This is a genomic window from Curtobacterium sp. MCBA15_001, from assembly GCF_001864835.1.
Lineage (GTDB): Bacteria > Actinomycetota > Actinomycetes > Actinomycetales > Microbacteriaceae > Curtobacterium.
Map to the genome: position 1 here is coordinate 186,877 of NZ_MJGI01000023.1, position 17,043 is coordinate 203,919.

Sequence of the window (17,043 nt, forward strand, 5' to 3'; positions counted from 1 at the left end):
GGCACCGGGCCTCCCGTCGGTCGTGTGGTGGCGTCAGCCCTTCAGGCCGGAACCGGTCACGCCCTCGACGATCTGCCGCTGGAAGATCAGGTAGAGGATGATCAGCGGCAGTGCTGCCAGCAGCGCGCCCGCCTGGATGTCGGCGTACCGCTGACCGAAGCTGCCCTGCACCGTCGCCAGACCGACCGGGATGGTCATCAGGTCGGGGTTGGACAGGACGAACAGCGGCAGCAGCAGGTTGTTCCACACCCCGACGAACGTCAGGATCGTCACTGCGGCGATCACCGGACGCGACAGCGGCAGGATCACCGACCAGTAGACCTTCCAGATGTTCGCGCCGTCGATGCGAGCCGCTTCCTCGAGCTCGCGGGGGATGCCGTCGAAGAACTGCTTGAAGATGAACACCGCGATGACGGCGGGCACCTGCGGGAAGATGACCGACCAGTAGGTGTTCAGCAGGTTGACGGAGTTGAGCTCCTGGAAGATCGGGATGATCAGGACCTGCGTCGGGATCATGATGCCCAGGATGATGAGCAGGAACGCGACGTTCCGGCCGCGGAACACGAGCCGGCTCAGCGCGAACGCCGCCATCGACGCGAACAGCACCGTCAGCAGCGCCGTGATGACGCTCGTGATGCCACTGGCGAGGTACCAGTTCCAGATGTCGCCGGCCTGGAACAGCGCGGCGTAGGAGTGCAGCGTCGGGTTCCAGTTCGACAGGATCGCGTTCGCGCCGAGTGCCGCGACGCCGTTGTCGGACAGCGACGTCTTCAGCGCGAACAGGCTCGGGATCAGCCAGATGATCGCGAACACGGTCAGGATGATCCCCGACGCGATCGTGAAGCCCCGGCCGCTGACGCCGATCTTGGCGGCGCTGGTGGGCGCGGCCGAGGAGACGCCGGAGCGGTACTTCGGGCGGTCGGTGGTGATGCTCTCGGTGGCGGTCATGTCAGGCACCGATCTCTCGCTTGGCGGCAGCGCGCTCGACGAGCTGCCGGATGACCGCGATCGCCACGATCACGATGAACAGGAGCACCGAGGCCGCGGACGCGGCACCCAGTCGGTTGTCGGTGAACCCGACACCGGTGATGAGCTGCAGCGAGACCTGGGTCGAGATGCCCGGGCCGCCGTTCGTCATCAGGTAGACCTGGTCGAAGATCTTCAGGCTCGCGATGATCTGCAGCAGGATGACCAGCGTCGTCGTGCGGCCGAGCAGCGGGAGGGTGATCGACTTGATCTGCTGCCAGTTCGACGCACCGTCGACGGCCGCTGCCTCGTAGAGCTCGCGAGGGATCTCCTGCAGGCCGGCCAGGTACAGCACGAAGTTGAACCCGAGCGTCCACCAGACGGTCGCGAGCGCGACGCCGATCATGGCCGTGTTCGGGCTGGCCAGGACGCCGGCGCCGGGGACGCCGCCGAGCAGGGACTGCACGCTCGCGAAGAGCCCGGTCTGCGGCGTGAAGATGAACACCCAGATCAGCGAGATCGTCGCCGACGGCAGGATGAACGGCAGGAAGAACGCCAGGCGGAAGAACCACTGGCCGCGGTTCATCCGGTTCGTCAGCACGGCGAAGACGAACGCCAGGATCACCAGCGGCGGGGTCGTGTACAGCGTGAACTGGAGCGTGTGCCAGAGCGAGGACCAGAAGTCCGCGCGCCCGAGCATCTCGGCGTAGTTCGCGAACCCGGCGAAGCTGCCGAGCCCGGTCCGGACCGTCGAGGTGTTGAAGAAGCTCGTGACGAGCATCCAGACCGTCGGGCCGAGCAGGAAGGCCAGGTAGAACAGGCCGAAGGGGGCAAGGAAGAGCCAGCCGCTGCGGCCCTGGCCGCGGGTGAGGCTGGTGCGGTACGTGCGGAGCTTCCGTGGGGCGGTCGCCGCGTCCGTGGGCCGGTCGAGGACAGGTGCTGTGGTCACGTCATCGTGCCTTTCGCGGGGTGTTCACGGCGTTCGAGGGGGTCGCTGGCCCGGTCACAGCGGGCTCGGCGTGTTGAGGTAGGTCGACAGCTGGGACTTGATCGCGCTCATGGCGGCCGCGGGGGACGCCGCGCCCTGCTGCACGAGCGCGAGCTGCGCGCCGACGGTGTTCTCGAACGTGGAACCCGATCCGCCGTACCAGGCGGCGTCGTCGAACACGGCGCTCGCCGCGGCGGACGCGTAGTTCGACTGCGGCGTCAGGTTCTTGTACGCGGAGCTGTCGTACGTCGGCAGGTAGGCCGGGACGTGTCCGCCCTGGGCCCAGGTGAGGCTCTGCGCGAGCATCTGCTTGATGAACAGCATCGCCGCCTTCTTCTGCTCGGGCGTGCGGTCCTTGCGGGGCAGGATGAACGTGTGCGAGTCCGCCTGGGCCGCCGGCTTGTCGAACAACTGCGGAATCGGCGCCATGCCGAACTTCAGCCCCTTGATCGACTGGGCCGTGCTGATCTCCCACTCGCCCTGCATGAAGAACCCGGCCTTGCCGGTGAACATCAGCGTCTGGGCGGTGGCGTAGTCGAGGCCCTTGTTGAGCCAGCCGTTCTTGACCCACTTCTGGGTCATCTCGGTGACCTTCGTGTACGCGTCCTCGTTCACCGTCAGCTTCGAGCCGCCGTCGCTGATGAAGGGCGTCGCCCCGTTGATCTGGTTGTACATCGTCCAGAAGAAGCGCCACGGGGTGGCGATCTCCGAGACGTTCGCCACGTTGAGCGCCGTGCCGCCCGTGACCTTCGCGACCGCGGCCAGCGCGCTCTCGAAGGCGTCGATGCCGGTGAGGTCCTTGAGCTTGCCGTCGCTGTCGATCAGGCCGGCCTTCTGGCACACGTCAACGTTGTAGAAGAGCACGAACGGGTGCGTGTCGAGCGGCACGCAGATGTTCTTGCCGTCGGTCTTCTGCGCCGTCCACGCCTTCTGGTTGAAGTCGCTGGCGCTCAGGCCGACGCCGGCCAGGTCCTCGGACGTGATCGGGTCGAGCAGGTCGCCGTCCCACAGCGGCTTCGCGCGGGTCAGGTGGGAGATCGCGACGTCCGGCGGCTTGTTGCCGACGGTGGCCAGTGTCACCTTGGAGTAGTACGGGTTGCCCCACGCGAACGTGGTGGCCTGCAGTGAGCTCGACCCGCCGTGCTGCTTGGCGTAGCCGCGCTCCATCTCCTGCATGCGGGCGCCGTCACCGCCACCGAACAGGTTCCAGAAGACCAGGGTGTCGGGGTTGAGGGCGCTGCCGGCGAGTCCGGCGGAGATCGGGCTGGAACAGGCAGCGAGCGGCAGGACCGTGGCGGCCGCGGCGCCGGCGGCGAGCAGGCTCCTGCGGGAGAAGCCCGCGCCGCGCAGCTGCGTGACGGGTGGGACGAGTCGGTTCGGCATGGCATCACTCCATCGGGATGGGCCGGGCTGGGGCACCTGGGTCAGTGCCCCGTGAGCGCTCACATTAGTGCGGGTGTCCATGGTGCGCCAGCCCTTTCGTCGTGCTGTGGATACCGGTAGCGTTACGAACAGGTGAGCGCTCACTCTTTCGTGACGGGGTGCCACCGAACCCGCTCGGGCCCTCGGGCTGCACCACACGCTGTGACACCTGCGCAGCACGATCGAAGGAGATCCATGCCCCGCACCCACCTCGTCCTCGACGCCGCCTTCACCGTGGGGCCGGTGCGCCGGCGACTGTTCGGCGGCTTCGTCGAGCACCTCGGTCGGCACGTCTACGACGGCATCCACGAGCCCGCGCACGAGAGCGCGGACGAGCACGGCTTCCGCAAGGACGTCATCGAGCTCGTCAAGGAGCTCGGCGTCACCACCATCCGCTACCCCGGCGGCAACTTCGTCTCCGGCTACAAGTGGGAGGACGGCGTCGGCCCCGTCGACCAGCGTCCGCGTCGGCTCGACCTGGCGTGGCACTCCACCGAGACGAACGAGGTGGGCCTGCACGAGTTCCAGCAGTGGCTCGACTCGGTCGGCTCCGAGATGATGCTCGCCGTCAACCTCGGCACCCGCGGCACCGAGGCCGCGATCGAACTCCTCGAGTACGCGAACATCCCCGGCGGCACCGCCCGCTCCGAGGAGCGCAAGCGCAACGGCCGCGAGGAACCGTTCGGCATCACCATGTGGTGCCTCGGCAACGAGATGGACGGCCCCTGGCAGCTCGGCCACAAGAACGCCGACGACTACGGCAAGCTCGCGGCGATGACCGCCAAGGGCATGCGGCAGATCCAGCCCGACCTCGAGCTCGTCATCTGCGGGTCGTCCGGTGCGTCGATGCCGACGTTCGGCGAGTGGGAGCGCACCGTCCTCGAGCACGCCTACGACGACGTCGACTACATCTCCGCGCACGCCTACTACGAGGAGGGCGACGACCTCGCGACCTTCCTGGCCTCCGGCGTGAACATGGACCGCTTCATCGACACGGTCACGACCGCGGCCGACCACGTGCAGGCGCACAAGAAGTCGGAGAAGCGCATCGACATCTCGTTCGACGAGTGGAACGTGTGGTCCATCTCGAAGTGGAACGAGATGCAGAAGGAGTTCACGATCGACGAGTGGCCGGTCGCACCCCGACTGCTCGAGGACGTCTACACGGTGGCGGACGCCGTCGTCGTCGGCGGCCTGCTCATCTCGCTCCTGCGCCACGCGGACCGCGTCGCCTCGGCCTCGATCGCGCAGCTCGTCAACGTGATCGGCCCGATCATGACCGAGCCCGGCGGCGAGGCCTGGCGCCAGACCACGTTCTTCCCGTTCTCGCTCACCTCGCGGCTGGCCCACGGCACGTCGCTGCAGGTCATCGCCTCGGGTGACACGGTCGACGGCGGCACGTACGGCCAGGTCCCCGTGGTCGACTCCGCCGCGACGATCCAGGACGGGAAGGCCGCGGTGTTCCTGGTGAACCGCCACCCCTCGGAGAGCACGACGGTCACCATCGACCTGTCGGGGCTGTCCGTCGAGGGCGACGTGCACGCCGAGGGCGTCTGGGACGACGACCTGCACGCGGTGAACGACCTGGCGAACACCTCGCGCGTGGGGCTCCGCACCAACGAGTCGGCTCGTCGCGAGGGCGACACCGTCACGATCGAGTTGCCGCCCGTGTCGTGGACGGCGCTGTCGATCGGCTGACGCTCAGTCAGGTAGAAGGTCCTTCCGCGCGGAGGAGGTCGAATCGCGCGTCGTCGGTCAGTTCTTCGGGCCACCTACGCGCGATTCGGCATCCCATCCCGCGAACGACGGGAAGGAACGCGCGCCGCGCCGGACGGGAGGCTCGGTGCGGCCCCGTCACGCGCCTCCTGTCCGCACGGTGCGCCGCGCGCAGCGCTACCGCGCCGGCGCCGCGGTGCTCGCGCGCACCACGAGCCGCACCGGCACCAGGTCCGTCGCCGCGGCACCGGGCGCGCCGTCGATCTGCGCCAGCAGGTTCGTGACCGCTCGCCGGCCGATCTCGTCGAACGACTGGTGCACCGTCGTCAACGGCGGCCAGAACGAGTCGGACTCGGGGGAGTCGTCGAACCCGACCACGCTGAGGGACGCCGGCACCGCACGCCCGAGCTCGTGACAAGCGCGCAGGATCCCGAGTGCGGTCTGGTCGTTGGCGGCGAAGACCGCGGTGACCTCGGGTCGCACGGCGATCGACAGCCCCGCGCGGTGGCCCGAAGCCGATCCCCAGTCGCCCTCGAACACCGGTGGCACGGTGCGCCCGGCGGTGACGAGCGTCTGCTCCCACGCCGCCCGGCGCCTCGCGGCCGAGTAGGACATCGCGGGTCCGGCGACGTGCCACACGGTCTCGTGCCCGAGGTCGAGCAGGTGCTGGGTGGCGATGCGGGCACCCTCGGCCTGGTCCGTGTCGATCGCCGGGTGGTCGGTCGTGCCGGTCGAGTCGATGACCACGACGGGGACACCGACGGGCAGGGAGACCTCGGCCGTGTCCATGACGTGCGACTCGATGATGATGACGACGCCGTCGACGGCCTGTTCGTGCAGGCGTGAGAAGGCCGAACGGACGCCCTCCTCGGTCCGGGAGGCCATCGGCAGCAGCGTGATCGTGAAGTCGGCGTCACCGGCAGCGTCGGCGATGGCCTCGAGCGTGCGCATGTTGCCGAACGACGCCAGCGTGAACATGATCACGCCGATGGTGCGGAAGCGTCCGGACCGCAACGCGCGGGCAGCCCGGTTGGGCCGGTAGCCCAGGTCCGCCATCGCCGACTGCACCCGCAGCCGGGTGTCGGGGCTGACGTTGTCGAACCCGCGAGCGACGCGGGAGACGGTCTGCATCGAGACGCCGGCGGCCTCGGCGACCTCGGCCATGGAGGCTGCTCGGCGGCTCGACACCGGTGTGGACGTCACCTGACCCCCTCTGGTCGAGTCCGATTCTGGCACGGTTTTCGATGTTGACGTTGCCATGCTATGTTCGACCCCGATGTTGACGTCAACATCGCGAAGCAGCGATGTGAGACAGACGAAGGAGTCGCATGACCACCATCGGGTCCGCCCGCGCCACCACGGCGCCAGGGCGCCAGCCGCGCACCAAGCAGCGCGGCCGCTGGACGGGCTGGCTGTTCGTCGGTCCGTTCGTCGTCGTCCTGACGGCGATGCTCATCGTGCCGATCGGCTACGCGCTCTGGCTCAGCCTGTTCCGCGACCAGCTCATCGGCGGCAACCAGTTCGTCGGGCTCGCCAACTACCTGCAGCTCGTCCAGGACGCCAAGTTCTGGACGGGCTTCGGACGGGTCACCCTGTTCCTCGTCGTCCAGGTCCCGATCATGCTCGTCGTCGCACTCATCGCCGCCCTGGCGCTCGACAGTGCACGGCTCTTCGCGTCCTCGTTCTTCCGGATCGCGATCTTCCTGCCGTACGCGGTCCCCGGTGTCGTCGCAGCCCTCATCTGGGGCTTCATCTACGGCAACCAGTTCGGCCTGACGGGCTCGATCAACAACGCCCTCGGCATCGACCTGCTGCAGCCGTTCAGCCCCGACTGGGTGCTGGCCTCCATCGGCAACATCGTCACGTGGGAGTTCGTCGGCTACAACATGCTGATCTTCTACGCCGCACTGCGCGTCGTCCCGACCGAGCTCTACGAGGCGTCCGAGATCGACGGCGCCGGGCCGCTGCGCACGGTGTGGTCGATCAAGATCCCGGCCCTGCGCGGTTCGATCGTGATCGCCACGATCTTCTCGATCATCGGCAGCTTCCAGCTGTTCAACGAGCCGAACCTGCTGAAGACCCTGGCCCCGAACGTCATCGGCAGTGCCTTCACCCCGAACATGTACGCCTACTCGCTGTCGTTCAGCGGCCAGCAGTTCAACTACTCCGCCACCGTCGCGATCGTCATGGGCGTGATCACCGCCGTGATCGCCTACGTCGTCCAGGTCCGCGGAACCCGAGCGGAGAACCGATGAGCACCATCGACACCCAGTCGCCCGCCACCGTGACCGAGGCGGTGACCACCCGCGGTCGCAGCGGGGCGGGCCGCACCCGGGCCTCCCGTCCGACCGGCCCGAAGGGACGCGGCCCGCGCGCCCGCAAGTCGCCGCTCCTGCTCGTGGTGATGATCGTCATCACCGTCTACTCGCTGCTGCCGCTCTTCTACCTGGTCGTCAACGCGACGAAGACCCAGGCCGACCTGCTGTCCAGCTTCGGTCTGTGGTTCGGCGACGGCTTCGCCCTGTTCCAGAACATCGGCGAGACGCTCACCTACGACAACGGCATCTACCTCCAGTGGCTCGGCAACACGGTGCTCTACGTCGTGGTCGGCGCCGGCGGTGCGACCCTGCTGGCCACGGTCGCCGGCTACGGGATGGCGAAGTTCGCGTTCCCCGGCCGCCGCGCCGTCTTCGCCATCGTGCTCGGCGCCATCGCGATCCCCGGCACGGCGCTCGCGGTGCCGACGTTCCTGCTCTTCTCGTCCGTCGGACTGACGAACACCCCGTGGGCGATCATCCTGCCGTCGCTCATCAGCCCGTTCGGCATGTACCTGGTGTGGACGTACGCGATCGACGCGGTCCCCACCGAGGTCATCGAAGCCGCCCGCATGGACGGCGCCGGCGAGTTCCGGATCTTCTTCACGATCGCCCTGCGCCTGCTCGCACCCGGGGTCGTCACGGTCCTGCTGTTCGCGGTCGTCGCGACCTGGAACAACTACTTCCTGCCCCTGATCATGCTCAGCGACCCGCGGCTCTACCCGCTGACGGTCGGTCTGAACCAGTGGAGCGCGCAGGCCACCGGCGTCTCCGCGCACCCGATCTACAACCTCGTCGTCACGGGATCGCTGCTCACGATCATCCCGATCGTGATCGCGTTCCTCTTCCTCCAGCGCTCCTGGCAGTCCGGCCTCGCGGCCGGGTCCGTCAAGGCGTGACCCGCACCCAGCAGCACCACGAAGCACCTGCTTCACGATGAAGTGAAAGGCAACCCCATGCACAAGCGTCTCCGGCGCGGGCTCAGCGCCCTCGCGATCGGTGTCACCGCGGCCATCGCCATGACGGCCTGCGCCTCCGGCGGCTCGTCGTCCGGTGGATCGTCCGACGACATCACCAAGGCCCTCGAGCAGGGCGGCACGATCACCTACTGGTCGTGGACACCCTCCGCCGAGGCCCAGGTCGCCGCCTTCGAGAAGGCGTACCCGAAGGTCAAGGTCAAGCTCGTCAACGCCGGTACCGGCAACGACCAGTACACCAAGCTCCAGAACACGATCAAGGCCGGGTCGGGTGCTCCCGACGTCGCGCAGATCGAGTACTTCGCCCTGCCCCAGTTCGCGCTGAGCGACTCGCTCGTCGACCTGAAGTCCTACGGCTTCGACTCGCTGAAGGGCAAGTACGGCGCCGGCACCTGGCAGTCGGTGGACCTCGACGGCAAGGTCTACGGCCTGCCCCAGGACTCCGGCCCCATGGCGATGTTCTACAACAAGAAGACGTTCGACGACGCCGGCATCACCACGCCGCCGAAGACCTGGGACGAGTACGTCGCCGACGCCGAGAAGATCCACGCGTCGAACCCGAACGCGTACATCGCTGCCGACAGCGGCGACGCGGGCTTCACCACCTCGATGATCTGGCAGGCCGGCGGTCGTCCGTTCGACGTCAGCGGGACCAGCGTCAAGGTGAACCTGCAGGACGAAGGCACCAAGAAGTGGACGTCGACCTGGAACCAGCTCGTCGAGAAGGGCCTGCTCTCGCAGACGCCCGGATGGACCGACGACTGGTACAAGCAGCTCGGCAACGGTGAGATCGCCACGATGGTCACCGGTGCGTGGATGCCCGGCGTGCTCGAGTCGAGCGTGAAGGACGGCAGCGGCAACTGGCGCGTCGCCCCGATCCCGACCTACGACGGATCCTCCGACGTCACCGCCAACAACGGTGGTTCCGCCGAGGTCGTCATGAAGCAGTCCAAGAACCCGGCGCTCGCCGCTGGTTTCCTGAAGTGGCTGAACTCCTCGCAGGACTCGATCGACGTGTTCCTGAAGTCCGGCGGGTTCCCGTCCACCAAGGCGCAGCTGACCTCGTCCACCTTCACCGCCGAGAAGCCGGAGTACTTCGGTGGCGAGGCGATCAACGAGACCCTCTCGACGGCATCCTCGAACGTCGCCGAGGGCTGGCAGTACCTGCCGTTCCAGGTCTACGCGAACAGCGTCTACGCGGACACGGTCGGTCAGGCCTACCAGAACAAGACGGACCTGAACGCCGGGCTCGAGGCCTGGCAGAAGGCCATCGTGAAGTACGGCAACGAGCAGGGCTTCAAGGTCACCACCAAGTAACACCGGTCCAGAACACACCGGGGTCGTGCGGACACTGTCCGCACGACCCCGTCGTCTGAAAGAGTCACACCATGCGCTTCGCCATCGGCGACACCGACTTCCTGCTCGACGGCGAGCCGCACCGGGTCCTGTCCGGCGCGATCCACTACTTCCGCGTCCACCCGGACCTGTGGGCCGACCGCATCCACAAGGCCCGGCTGATGGGCCTGAACACGGTCGAGACCTACGTCGCGTGGAACGCCCACGAGGCCACGCCCGGCACCTTCGACTTCACCGGCGGACTCGACCTCGGCCGGTTCCTCGACCTGGTCGCCGCTGAGGGCATGCACGCCATCGTCCGCCCCGGTCCCTACATCTGCGCCGAGTGGACCAACGGCGGGCTGCCGTACTGGCTGTTCACCGACGGCACGGTCGGGATCCGCCGCGACGAGCCGCAGTTCCTGGCAGCCGTCCAGCGCTACCTCGAGGCTCTCGCGCCGATCCTGGTGCCCCGCCAGATCGACGAGGGTGGGCCCGTCGTGCTCGTGCAGGTGGAGAACGAGTACGGCGCCTACGGCTCCGACCCCGTGTACCTGACCAAGCTCGAGGCGATGCACCGCGCGATCGGGCTGTCCGTGCCGTTCACGAGCGTCGACCAGCCGATGGGCACCATGCTCGAGGACGGTTCGCTGCCCTCGCTGCACAAGACCGGGTCGTTCGGCTCGCGTTCGGCGTCGCGGATCGAGCGGCTGCGCCAGGTCCAGCCGACCGGGCCGCTGATGTGCTCCGAGTTCTGGGACGGCTGGTTCGACAGCTGGGGCGAGCACCACCACACCACCTCTGCTGCCGACAGCGCCGCCGAGCTCGACGTCCTGCTCGCCGCCGGCGGTTCGGTGAACGTCTACATGTTCCACGGGGGCACGAACTTCGGGTTCACGAACGGCGCGAACGACAAGGGCGTCTACCGGCCGATCGCCACGTCGTACGACTACGACGCACCGCTCGACGAGGCCGGTCGCCCCACCGAGAAGTTCCACGCGTTCCGGTCGGTCATCGCCCGCTACGCGCCGGTCCCGGAACTGCCGGCCGGTCTGGAGGCCGGGGTCGCGCCCGCCTCGGAGGTCACCGTCCAGCTCGACCGGTCCACCCCGTTGCGCGCGCTGCTCCCGCAGCTCACGTCCTGGACCTCGCACGACGCGCTGCCGACGTTCGACGAACTCGGTGCCGCCTCGGGCTTCGTGGTCCACCGCACCGAGGTCGACCTGCCCGAGGGAGGCGTCCTCACCGTCGGGACCGAGGTCCGCGACCGCGTCGTCGTGAGCGTCGACGGTCACCCCGTCGGCGTCATGGAGCGGGAGCACCACGACCGCGCGATCGCCCTGCCGCCCGTCACCGGCACGCTCGAGCTGCTCGTCGAGGACCAGGGCCGGGTCGACTACGGCGTCCGCATCGGTGAGCCGAAGGGCCTGATCGGCGGTGTCGCCGTCGACGGGGTCCCGCTCGAGCGGTGGACCGCGTCCCCCCTCGCCCTCGACCCGATCGCACCAGCGGCCCTCGACGTGCTGCGGGCGACCACGGCGTCGTCCGGGTCGGCGTTGGCCGGGCCCGTCGTGGCGATGGGGACCTTCGACCTCGACCAGGTGTCCGACCGGTACCTGGCGCTCGACGGCTTCCGCAAGGGCGTCGCCTGGGTGAACGGCTTCTGCCTGGGCCGGTACTGGTCGCGTGGACCGCAGCGGACGCTGGCCGTGCCGGGTCCGGTGCTGCGAGCCGGCCAGAACGAGGTCGTCGTGTTCGAGCTGCACGCGTCGGCGTCCCGCACGGTGACGCTGCGCGGCACGCCGGACCTGGGGCACACCGAGGCCTGAGCGCTGCGGGGACGGGGTCCGCGCGCAATGCACCCCGCTACGGACGTCGCATCCCGTCTCCTCGGGGTGCGATGTCCGTCCGGGGGTGCGACTGTGGGGACGTCAGCCGCCGGGCGCGTCGAGGGCGTCGAGCTCGGCCACGGCGCGCTCGGCGTCCGCGATCCGGTCGGCCTCGGGGCGCTCCCACCACTCCGGGCCGCGTTCGCCGAGCCCGTGTTTGGCGATGCCGTTCCGGTGTCGGGCTGCAGCCAGGGCCTCCTGGTCACCGTCGCGCTTCGCCTGCTTGACGCCGTTCCGCCCGCGACCGAGGTGCGAGCGCAGACGTGCGGCCACGTCCTCGGGCAGGGCCGGGTCGGTCCGACGCCAGCGACGGCCGTCGACGACGAAGAAGTGGTCGTCCGGCTCGCTCATGTCCTCGAGTCTGCACGGCTCCGAGGGCTGTCGACTCAGCTCGGCGGCGTCGACTCCGTCACGTTCGCACCCGTGATGAAGTGCCACGCGCCGTCGGTCCGGAGCGCCGTGAAGGTGAGGACGCCGGAGCTGTCCGGAACGACGAGGGCGGGATCGGCATCGTGGTCCCGTTGCAGACGCCATCCCAGCTGGACGACGGTGACGTCGGAGTCGACCCGGCGCTCCCGCACGTCAGTGGCTTCGAGGGATGCGCCGTCGAGCCGGCTCACGAAGGCGTGCTCGTGTCCCTGCTCGATGCCTGTCCGGCCCGACATGCGGATGCCGTAGATGTTCACGAACTCCGCGTGCTCGGCGAAGAGCCCGGCGAGCGCATGCGCGTCACCGTCGTTGAACGCCGTGACGAAGTCGCGGGCGAGTTGCCCCGGGGACAGGCCGTCGACCCCGTCGCGAACGGCGGCGGGAGACGTCGGTGTACCGGACGGCGTCGCGGGCGAGCACGCCGCGAGCCCCAGCGCTGCAGCGATGACGGCCACCACCGTTGCGGAGATGGTCGTGGCCCTGTGGTTCCGGTGCATGGCAGCCTCCCTGTTGCATACGAACATGCAAGACATCACCACGTACTCCGCTGGACCACCGGCGAACACCGTCGGTGGTCACCGGTAGACAGGGTCGGATGACCTCCGACCGCGTCCGCCCCCTGCTCGACGTCCGCCGCATCTACGCCGAGGCGGCCGCGCTCGACCTGCCCCGTGGGCAAGAGATCGTGGCGCGGTGGCCGGACGCCGAGATCGTGCCGGTCGCGTCGCACTGGAACATCCCCGAGGTGCACGGCGACGAGCGCAACGTGCAGCACTGGGTGCGGATCAAGACCGAGGCGCTCGTGCTCGGCGTCAAGAAGTCGCTCGTCACCCGGCCGAACGGCCGCTCGGCGGACTTCATCGCCCCGTCCACGGCGAACGGCTGCGCGATGGCGTGCGCGTACTGCTACGTCCCGCGCCGCAAGGGCTACTCCAACCCCGTCACGGTGTTCGCGAACATCGAGCAGATCACCAAGCACGTCGCCCGGCACATCCAGAAGCAGGGACCGAAGACCGAGCCGAACCAGTGCGACGCGGAGTCGTGGGTCTACGACATCGGCGAGAACAGCGACTGCTCGGTCGACGCCGTGCTCAGCGAGAACGTCCGCGACCTGTGCGACCTGTTCCGGATGTCACCGACGGCCAAGGCGTCGTTCGCGACGAAGTGGGTCAACCGCGACCTGCTCGACTGGGACCCGATGGGACGCACGCGCATCCGCTTCTCGCTCATGCCGCACGAGACCGCCAAGGTGACCGACATCCGCACGTCGCCGATGGCGGAGCGGATCGCGGCGGTCAACGACTTCGTCGACGCGGGCTACGAGGTGCACCTGAACTTCTCGCCGGTCATCCTCACCCCGACGTGGGAAGCCGACTGGGCCGAGCTGTTGCGCCAGGTGGACGACACGCTGTCCCCGGCGGCGAAGGCGCAGCTCGCGGCCGAGGTCATCTTCCTCACGCACAACGAACCGCTGCACCAGGTGAACCTCGGCTGGCACCCGAAGGCCGAGGACCTGCTGTGGCGCCCGGACCTGCAGGAGACGAAGGTCTCGCAGAACGGTGCTGTGAACGTGCGGTACCGGGCGGGCATGAAGGGGCAGCTCGTCGAGCGCTTCCGCGAACTGGTCGCCGAGCACCTGCCGAGCTGCCGCCTCCGTTACGCCTTCTGAGGGGCGATGCTCACTTGCCGTCGAGCGCGTCCTTGGCCTTCTCGGTCTGCATGCGGCCCTCGCCCATGACCTGGTCCTTCTGACCCTGGTGCTTGAGCTCCGCGTCGTCGGTGTGCTTGCCGACGGCCTCTTCGACCTTGCCGGCGACCTTCTGCGCGGCGTCCTTGGCCTTGTCTCCGAGCGACATGGTGATTCCTTCCGGTTGCGGGTCCACCGGGGGGCCCCGGCTGGTGTGCCTCGGACTCTACGTGCGCCCCTGTACCCCGTTCCCGGCCGCGGGCCAGAGTGGGTTCGTCCACGCCGACGGCAGCACGGGACGACGGCTGCGCGCAGCGGGAACCGGACACCGGCCGGGCTCGAGCGCTACGGGACCAGGTGGTCCGAGCGGTAGCGGTCGAACAGGTCCGTGAACGCCCGCTCGGTCCGCCGGTACCCCGTGAACCCGGCCTCGCGGCTCTTGCTCATGTCGGTGACGACCTCCATCGCCCGGCCGAGGTCGGCGTCGGTGTGCCACCACGACGCCACCCGGTCGATGTCCGGCTCGACCAGTCCGTGCCGCTCGGCGATCTCCGGCCACGCGGACGCGTACGGTGCCATCTGCTCCTCGAGCGGTCGGGGAGCGTCCTGGTACCCGACGACGCGCGCCGGGTCGACACCGAGGTGGGCTGCCAGTCGTGGCCACATCCAGCGCCACCGGAAGACGTCCCCGTTGACGATGTTGAAGGGTTCGTCCGCGCCGGCGGGGGAGGTCGCCGCCCAGACCATGTGCTCGGCGAGCAGACCGGCGTCGGTCATGTCGGTCAGCCCGTTCCACTGCGCTTCGCTGCCCGGGAACACGAAGTCCAGGTCGAGCTCCTTGGCGATCGTCGCCTGGACCGCGATGGTCAGCCCCATGTTCATGGCGTTGCCGACCGCGTGCCCGATCACCGTGTGCGAGCGGTGCACCGACCAGGTGAAGCCCTGGCGGTCGGCGGCGGCCATCAGCTCGTCCTCCTGCGCGTAGTAGAAGTTCGGGGTGTCGAGGCGCGGCTCCTCCTCGTGGAAGGGCGTGTCGGGCATCTCGCCGGCGGCGTAGGCCTCGAACGGGCCGAGGTAGTGCTTCAGGCCGGTGACCAGCGCGACGTGCTCGAGCGGCGCATGGGTCAGTGCAGCGAGCAGGTCACGGACCATGCCGCCGTTCACGGCGATGTTCTCGGCCTCGGTCGCCTGTCGCTGCCACGCGGTGAAGAACACGTGCGTCGGGCGCTCGTCGGCCAGTGCGGTGCGGAGGGCCTGCGGGTCGCGGAGGTCGGCCGCGATGCCACGGACACCGTCGCGGGTGCCGGCGCGACGGGAGAGCGCGGAGACCTCCCAGCCGTCGGCCGTCAGGTGGCGGACGAGCGCGGAGCCGGTGATGCCGCTGGCTCCCACGACCAGGGCGCGACGGGTGGACTGCGGGGCGGGTACGTCAGGAGTCATCCTCGCCGACAACACCTGTCGGCCGAGGTCTGTTCCCGCACCGACGTCAGCGCGGGCGACGGATGCGGATCGGGCCCTTCGCGGTGGACGGGTCGACCACCGAACCGCCCTGGGTGATCTCGACCTCGCCCCGGGCCACCATCCGCCGGGCGGCACGGCGGGCCGGCTCCATCAGGTCGCGCCAGGTGTCGCCGCCGATCGCCCGCGCGGCGTCCGAGGGGCAGATGGTCGACGTCGCGGCACGGGCGTCGAGCAGCGCGTCGATCGTGCGCTCGAGGTGGCGGTCGGTGTCGTCGACCTTGTGCCGGCGACAGGCGTCCGAACACCACTTCGTCTCGGGTCCGGCATTCGCGGGCATCCGGCGTCCGCACGACGCGCAGGTGCGTTCGGCGTGTGCCGCGGTGCTGCGCGCGGCGTCGTCCTCGGTGCGGATCGCTCGTCCCATGACCTCATCCTCGTCCCGCGGCGGCCGGGACCGTCCAGCCGCGTCCTGGCACCATCAGACCGGTGACGTCCGACACCGCGCCCAGCCACCCCCACGAACCCGCGTGGGTGCCCCACGTCATGTGGTGGCACGTCTACCCGCTCGGCTTCGTCGGCGCCGAGGTCCGGCCCGACGTCCCGGTCGTGGACCGCCCCGTCGAGCACCGACTCGGGCGCATCGCGGACTGGCTCGACCACGTCGTCGCCCTCGGGTTGAACGGCCTGCTGCTCGGACCGGTGTTCGCGAGTTCGACCCACGGCTACGACACCGTCGACCACCTGCGCATCGACCCGCGCCTGGGCGACGACGACGACTTCGACGCTCTGGTCCGGGCAGCGCACGACCGTGGCGTGCGAGTCCTGCTCGACGGCGTGTTCAACCACGTCGGCCGCGACCACCCGGCGTTCCGGGCGCTCGAGACCGAGGGACCCGACGCCCCGACCGCGCCGCTGTTCGGCATCGACTGGTCCGGATGGAGGCCGGGCGACCCGGTGCCGGTCGGGTTGTTCGAGGGCCACGACATCCTCGTCGCCCTCGACCACGACGCCGCGGCCACCGAGGACCTGGTGGTCGAGGCGATGACGCACTGGCTCGGACGCGGGGTCGACGGCTGGCGGCTCGATGCTGCGTACGCGGTCCCGCCGGCGTTCTGGGCGCGGGTGTTGCCGCGCGTTCGCGAACGGTTCCCGGACGCCTGGTTCAGCGGGGAGGTCATCCACGGTGACGCTGCCGCGATCGTGTCCGCGTCGACGATGGACTCGACGACGCAGTACGAGCTCTGGCAGGGGATCTGGCACGGCATCGCGGACCGGAACTGCCACGAGCTCGCGCACGCGGTCGAACGGCACGACGCGCTGCTGCCGACCTTCGTCCCGACGACCTTCGCCGGCAACCACGACGTCACGCGCATCGCCAGCGCCGTGGGGGAGCGGTTCGCCGGCCACGCCGCGGCCGTGCTGTTCACGGTGGCGGGCACGCCGGTCGTCTACGCCGGTGACGAGTACGGCTGGACCGGGGTCAAGGAGGAGCGCGAGGGCGGCGACGACGCGGTGCGTCCGGAGTTCCCCGGCGAGCCGCCCGCTGCTGTGCCGCTCACACACGCGTACGAGGCGCTGATCGCCCTGCGCCGCCGTGAGCCGTGGCTGCACCGTGCCCACACCGACGTCACGCACCTGACCAACACGGCAGTGGTGCTCCGGACCGCGACGGCGGACGCCGCCGTGGTGACAGCGCTCAACCTGTCGGACGACGCCGTGGAGCTGCCCGCGGCGGACGCGACGCGGGTGGAGGCGGGCGGCGGCGACCTGCGGGACGGGACCCTGCGCCTCCCGGCTGCCGGCTGGGCCGTCCTGTCCCGCTGACCGGACCAACTCCATTGCGAAAGCGACAGATCCC

Annotated in this window: 16 protein-coding genes; 7 read left to right on the forward strand and 9 right to left on the reverse strand. The window is 69.3% G+C overall.

The window, feature by feature from the left end; genetic code table 11:
• Window positions 1-33 precede the first annotated feature (33 nt).
• From BIU90_RS10210 to BIU90_RS10220, 3 genes are read right to left on the reverse strand one after another with little or no spacing between them, the layout of a single operon-like run.
• Window positions 34-948 carry a carbohydrate ABC transporter permease gene (locus BIU90_RS10210; RefSeq protein ID WP_071300113.1) on the reverse strand — a complete coding sequence of 305 codons (915 nt, stop codon included), beginning with the start codon at window positions 946-948 and terminating at the stop codon, window positions 34-36.
• Window position 949: 1 nt separating this feature from the next.
• The gene (locus BIU90_RS10215; RefSeq protein WP_071300114.1) at window positions 950-1,915 is read right to left on the reverse strand and encodes a carbohydrate ABC transporter permease; all 966 of its coding nucleotides are present in this window, start codon (window positions 1,913-1,915) and stop codon (window positions 950-952) included.
• A gap of 54 nt (window positions 1,916-1,969) precedes the next feature.
• The gene (locus BIU90_RS10220) at window positions 1,970-3,337 is read right to left on the reverse strand and encodes an extracellular solute-binding protein (protein WP_071300115.1); all 1,368 of its coding nucleotides are present in this window, start codon (window positions 3,335-3,337) and stop codon (window positions 1,970-1,972) included.
• Window positions 3,338-3,571: 234 nt separating this feature from the next.
• Between BIU90_RS10220 and BIU90_RS10225 the strand changes: the two genes are divergently transcribed.
• The gene (locus BIU90_RS10225; RefSeq protein ID WP_071300116.1) at window positions 3,572-5,074 is read left to right on the forward strand and encodes an alpha-N-arabinofuranosidase; all 1,503 of its coding nucleotides are present in this window, start codon (window positions 3,572-3,574) and stop codon (window positions 5,072-5,074) included.
• 195 nt (window positions 5,075-5,269) lie between these two features.
• On the opposite strand, the gene BIU90_RS10230 is transcribed toward BIU90_RS10225, so the two are convergent.
• Window positions 5,270-6,256: a LacI family DNA-binding transcriptional regulator gene (locus BIU90_RS10230; RefSeq protein WP_175470200.1), complete on the reverse strand. Its 987-nt coding sequence runs from the start codon at window positions 6,254-6,256 to the stop codon at window positions 5,270-5,272.
• 164 nt (window positions 6,257-6,420) lie between these two features.
• On the opposite strand from BIU90_RS10230, the gene BIU90_RS10235 reads away from it, so the two are divergent.
• The 4 genes from BIU90_RS10235 (at window position 6,421) to BIU90_RS10250 (ending at window position 11,548) form a co-directional block, all read left to right on the forward strand.
• Window positions 6,421-7,347 carry a carbohydrate ABC transporter permease gene (locus BIU90_RS10235; protein WP_071300118.1) on the forward strand — a complete coding sequence of 309 codons (927 nt, stop codon included), beginning with the start codon at window positions 6,421-6,423 and terminating at the stop codon, window positions 7,345-7,347.
• A 149-nt stretch (window positions 7,348-7,496) separates the two neighbouring features.
• Window positions 7,497-8,306, forward strand: coding sequence for a carbohydrate ABC transporter permease (locus tag BIU90_RS10240; protein WP_254787028.1), 810 nt, complete (start codon window positions 7,497-7,499; stop codon window positions 8,304-8,306).
• A gap of 57 nt (window positions 8,307-8,363) precedes the next feature.
• Entirely contained in the window at window positions 8,364-9,701 is a 1,338-nt protein-coding gene (locus tag BIU90_RS10245; protein WP_071300120.1) for a sugar ABC transporter substrate-binding protein, read from the forward strand.
• Between the two features lie 71 nt (window positions 9,702-9,772).
• Window positions 9,773-11,548, forward strand: a complete 1,776-nt coding sequence (locus BIU90_RS10250) for a beta-galactosidase family protein (RefSeq protein ID WP_071300121.1) — start codon at window positions 9,773-9,775, stop codon at window positions 11,546-11,548.
• 102 nt (window positions 11,549-11,650) lie between these two features.
• On the opposite strand, the gene BIU90_RS10255 is transcribed toward BIU90_RS10250, so the two are convergent.
• Complete coding sequence (locus tag BIU90_RS10255; RefSeq protein ID WP_071300122.1) at window positions 11,651-11,959, reverse strand: biopolymer transporter Tol; 309 nt, start codon at window positions 11,957-11,959, stop codon at window positions 11,651-11,653.
• A gap of 35 nt (window positions 11,960-11,994) precedes the next feature.
• Complete coding sequence (locus tag BIU90_RS10260; RefSeq protein ID WP_175470187.1) at window positions 11,995-12,534, reverse strand: SgcJ/EcaC family oxidoreductase; 540 nt, start codon at window positions 12,532-12,534, stop codon at window positions 11,995-11,997.
• 98 nt (window positions 12,535-12,632) lie between these two features.
• On the opposite strand from BIU90_RS10260, the gene BIU90_RS10265 reads away from it, so the two are divergent.
• Entirely contained in the window at window positions 12,633-13,706 is a 1,074-nt protein-coding gene (locus BIU90_RS10265) for a spore photoproduct lyase family protein (protein ID WP_071300124.1), read from the forward strand.
• Window positions 13,707-13,716: 10 nt separating this feature from the next.
• Here the strand turns inward: BIU90_RS10265 and BIU90_RS18335 are convergent, their stop codons facing one another.
• From BIU90_RS18335 to BIU90_RS10275, 3 genes are all read right to left on the reverse strand, one after another.
• The gene (locus tag BIU90_RS18335; RefSeq protein ID WP_139195222.1) at window positions 13,717-13,893 is read right to left on the reverse strand and encodes a CsbD family protein; all 177 of its coding nucleotides are present in this window, start codon (window positions 13,891-13,893) and stop codon (window positions 13,717-13,719) included.
• 176 nt (window positions 13,894-14,069) lie between these two features.
• A complete protein-coding gene (locus BIU90_RS10270; protein ID WP_071300125.1) occupies window positions 14,070-15,164 on the reverse strand; it encodes an SDR family oxidoreductase in 1,095 nt (364 codons plus the stop codon).
• Between the two features lie 46 nt (window positions 15,165-15,210).
• Entirely contained in the window at window positions 15,211-15,609 is a 399-nt protein-coding gene (locus BIU90_RS10275; protein ID WP_071300126.1) for a DUF3253 domain-containing protein, read from the reverse strand.
• Between the two features lie 62 nt (window positions 15,610-15,671).
• Here BIU90_RS10275 and BIU90_RS10280 point away from each other — a divergent pair, with 62 nt between their 5' ends.
• Window positions 15,672-17,009 (forward strand): alpha-amylase family glycosyl hydrolase, encoded by a 1,338-nt coding sequence (locus BIU90_RS10280; protein ID WP_139195223.1) that lies wholly within the window; start codon window positions 15,672-15,674, stop codon window positions 17,007-17,009.
• The last annotated feature ends 34 nt before the right edge of the window (window positions 17,010-17,043 follow it).

Bases quoted from the DNA above. Each gene is read 5' to 3' on its own strand.
- BIU90_RS10210 (WP_071300113.1), bottom strand. From the start codon at position 948: ATGACCGCCACCGAGAGCATCACCACCGACCGCCCGAAGTACCGCTCC.
- BIU90_RS10220 (WP_071300115.1), bottom strand. From the start codon at position 3,337: ATGCCGAACCGACTCGTCCCACCCGTCACGCAGCTGCGCGGCGCGGGC.
- BIU90_RS10225 (WP_071300116.1), top strand. From the start codon at position 3,572: ATGCCCCGCACCCACCTCGTCCTCGACGCCGCCTTCACCGTGGGGCCG.
- BIU90_RS10230 (WP_175470200.1), bottom strand. From the start codon at position 6,256: ATGGCCGAGGTCGCCGAGGCCGCCGGCGTCTCGATGCAGACCGTCTCC.
- BIU90_RS10235 (WP_071300118.1), top strand. From the start codon at position 6,421: ATGACCACCATCGGGTCCGCCCGCGCCACCACGGCGCCAGGGCGCCAG.
- BIU90_RS10240 (WP_254787028.1), top strand. From the start codon at position 7,497: ATGATCGTCATCACCGTCTACTCGCTGCTGCCGCTCTTCTACCTGGTC.
- BIU90_RS10245 (WP_071300120.1), top strand. From the start codon at position 8,364: ATGCACAAGCGTCTCCGGCGCGGGCTCAGCGCCCTCGCGATCGGTGTC.
- BIU90_RS10250 (WP_071300121.1), top strand. From the start codon at position 9,773: ATGCGCTTCGCCATCGGCGACACCGACTTCCTGCTCGACGGCGAGCCG.
- BIU90_RS10255 (WP_071300122.1), bottom strand. From the start codon at position 11,959: ATGAGCGAGCCGGACGACCACTTCTTCGTCGTCGACGGCCGTCGCTGG.
- BIU90_RS10260 (WP_175470187.1), bottom strand. From the start codon at position 12,534: ATGCACCGGAACCACAGGGCCACGACCATCTCCGCAACGGTGGTGGCC.
- BIU90_RS10265 (WP_071300124.1), top strand. From the start codon at position 12,633: ATGACCTCCGACCGCGTCCGCCCCCTGCTCGACGTCCGCCGCATCTAC.
- BIU90_RS18335 (WP_139195222.1), bottom strand. From the start codon at position 13,893: ATGTCGCTCGGAGACAAGGCCAAGGACGCCGCGCAGAAGGTCGCCGGC.
- BIU90_RS10270 (WP_071300125.1), bottom strand. From the start codon at position 15,164: ATGACTCCTGACGTACCCGCCCCGCAGTCCACCCGTCGCGCCCTGGTC.
- BIU90_RS10275 (WP_071300126.1), bottom strand. From the start codon at position 15,609: ATGGGACGAGCGATCCGCACCGAGGACGACGCCGCGCGCAGCACCGCG.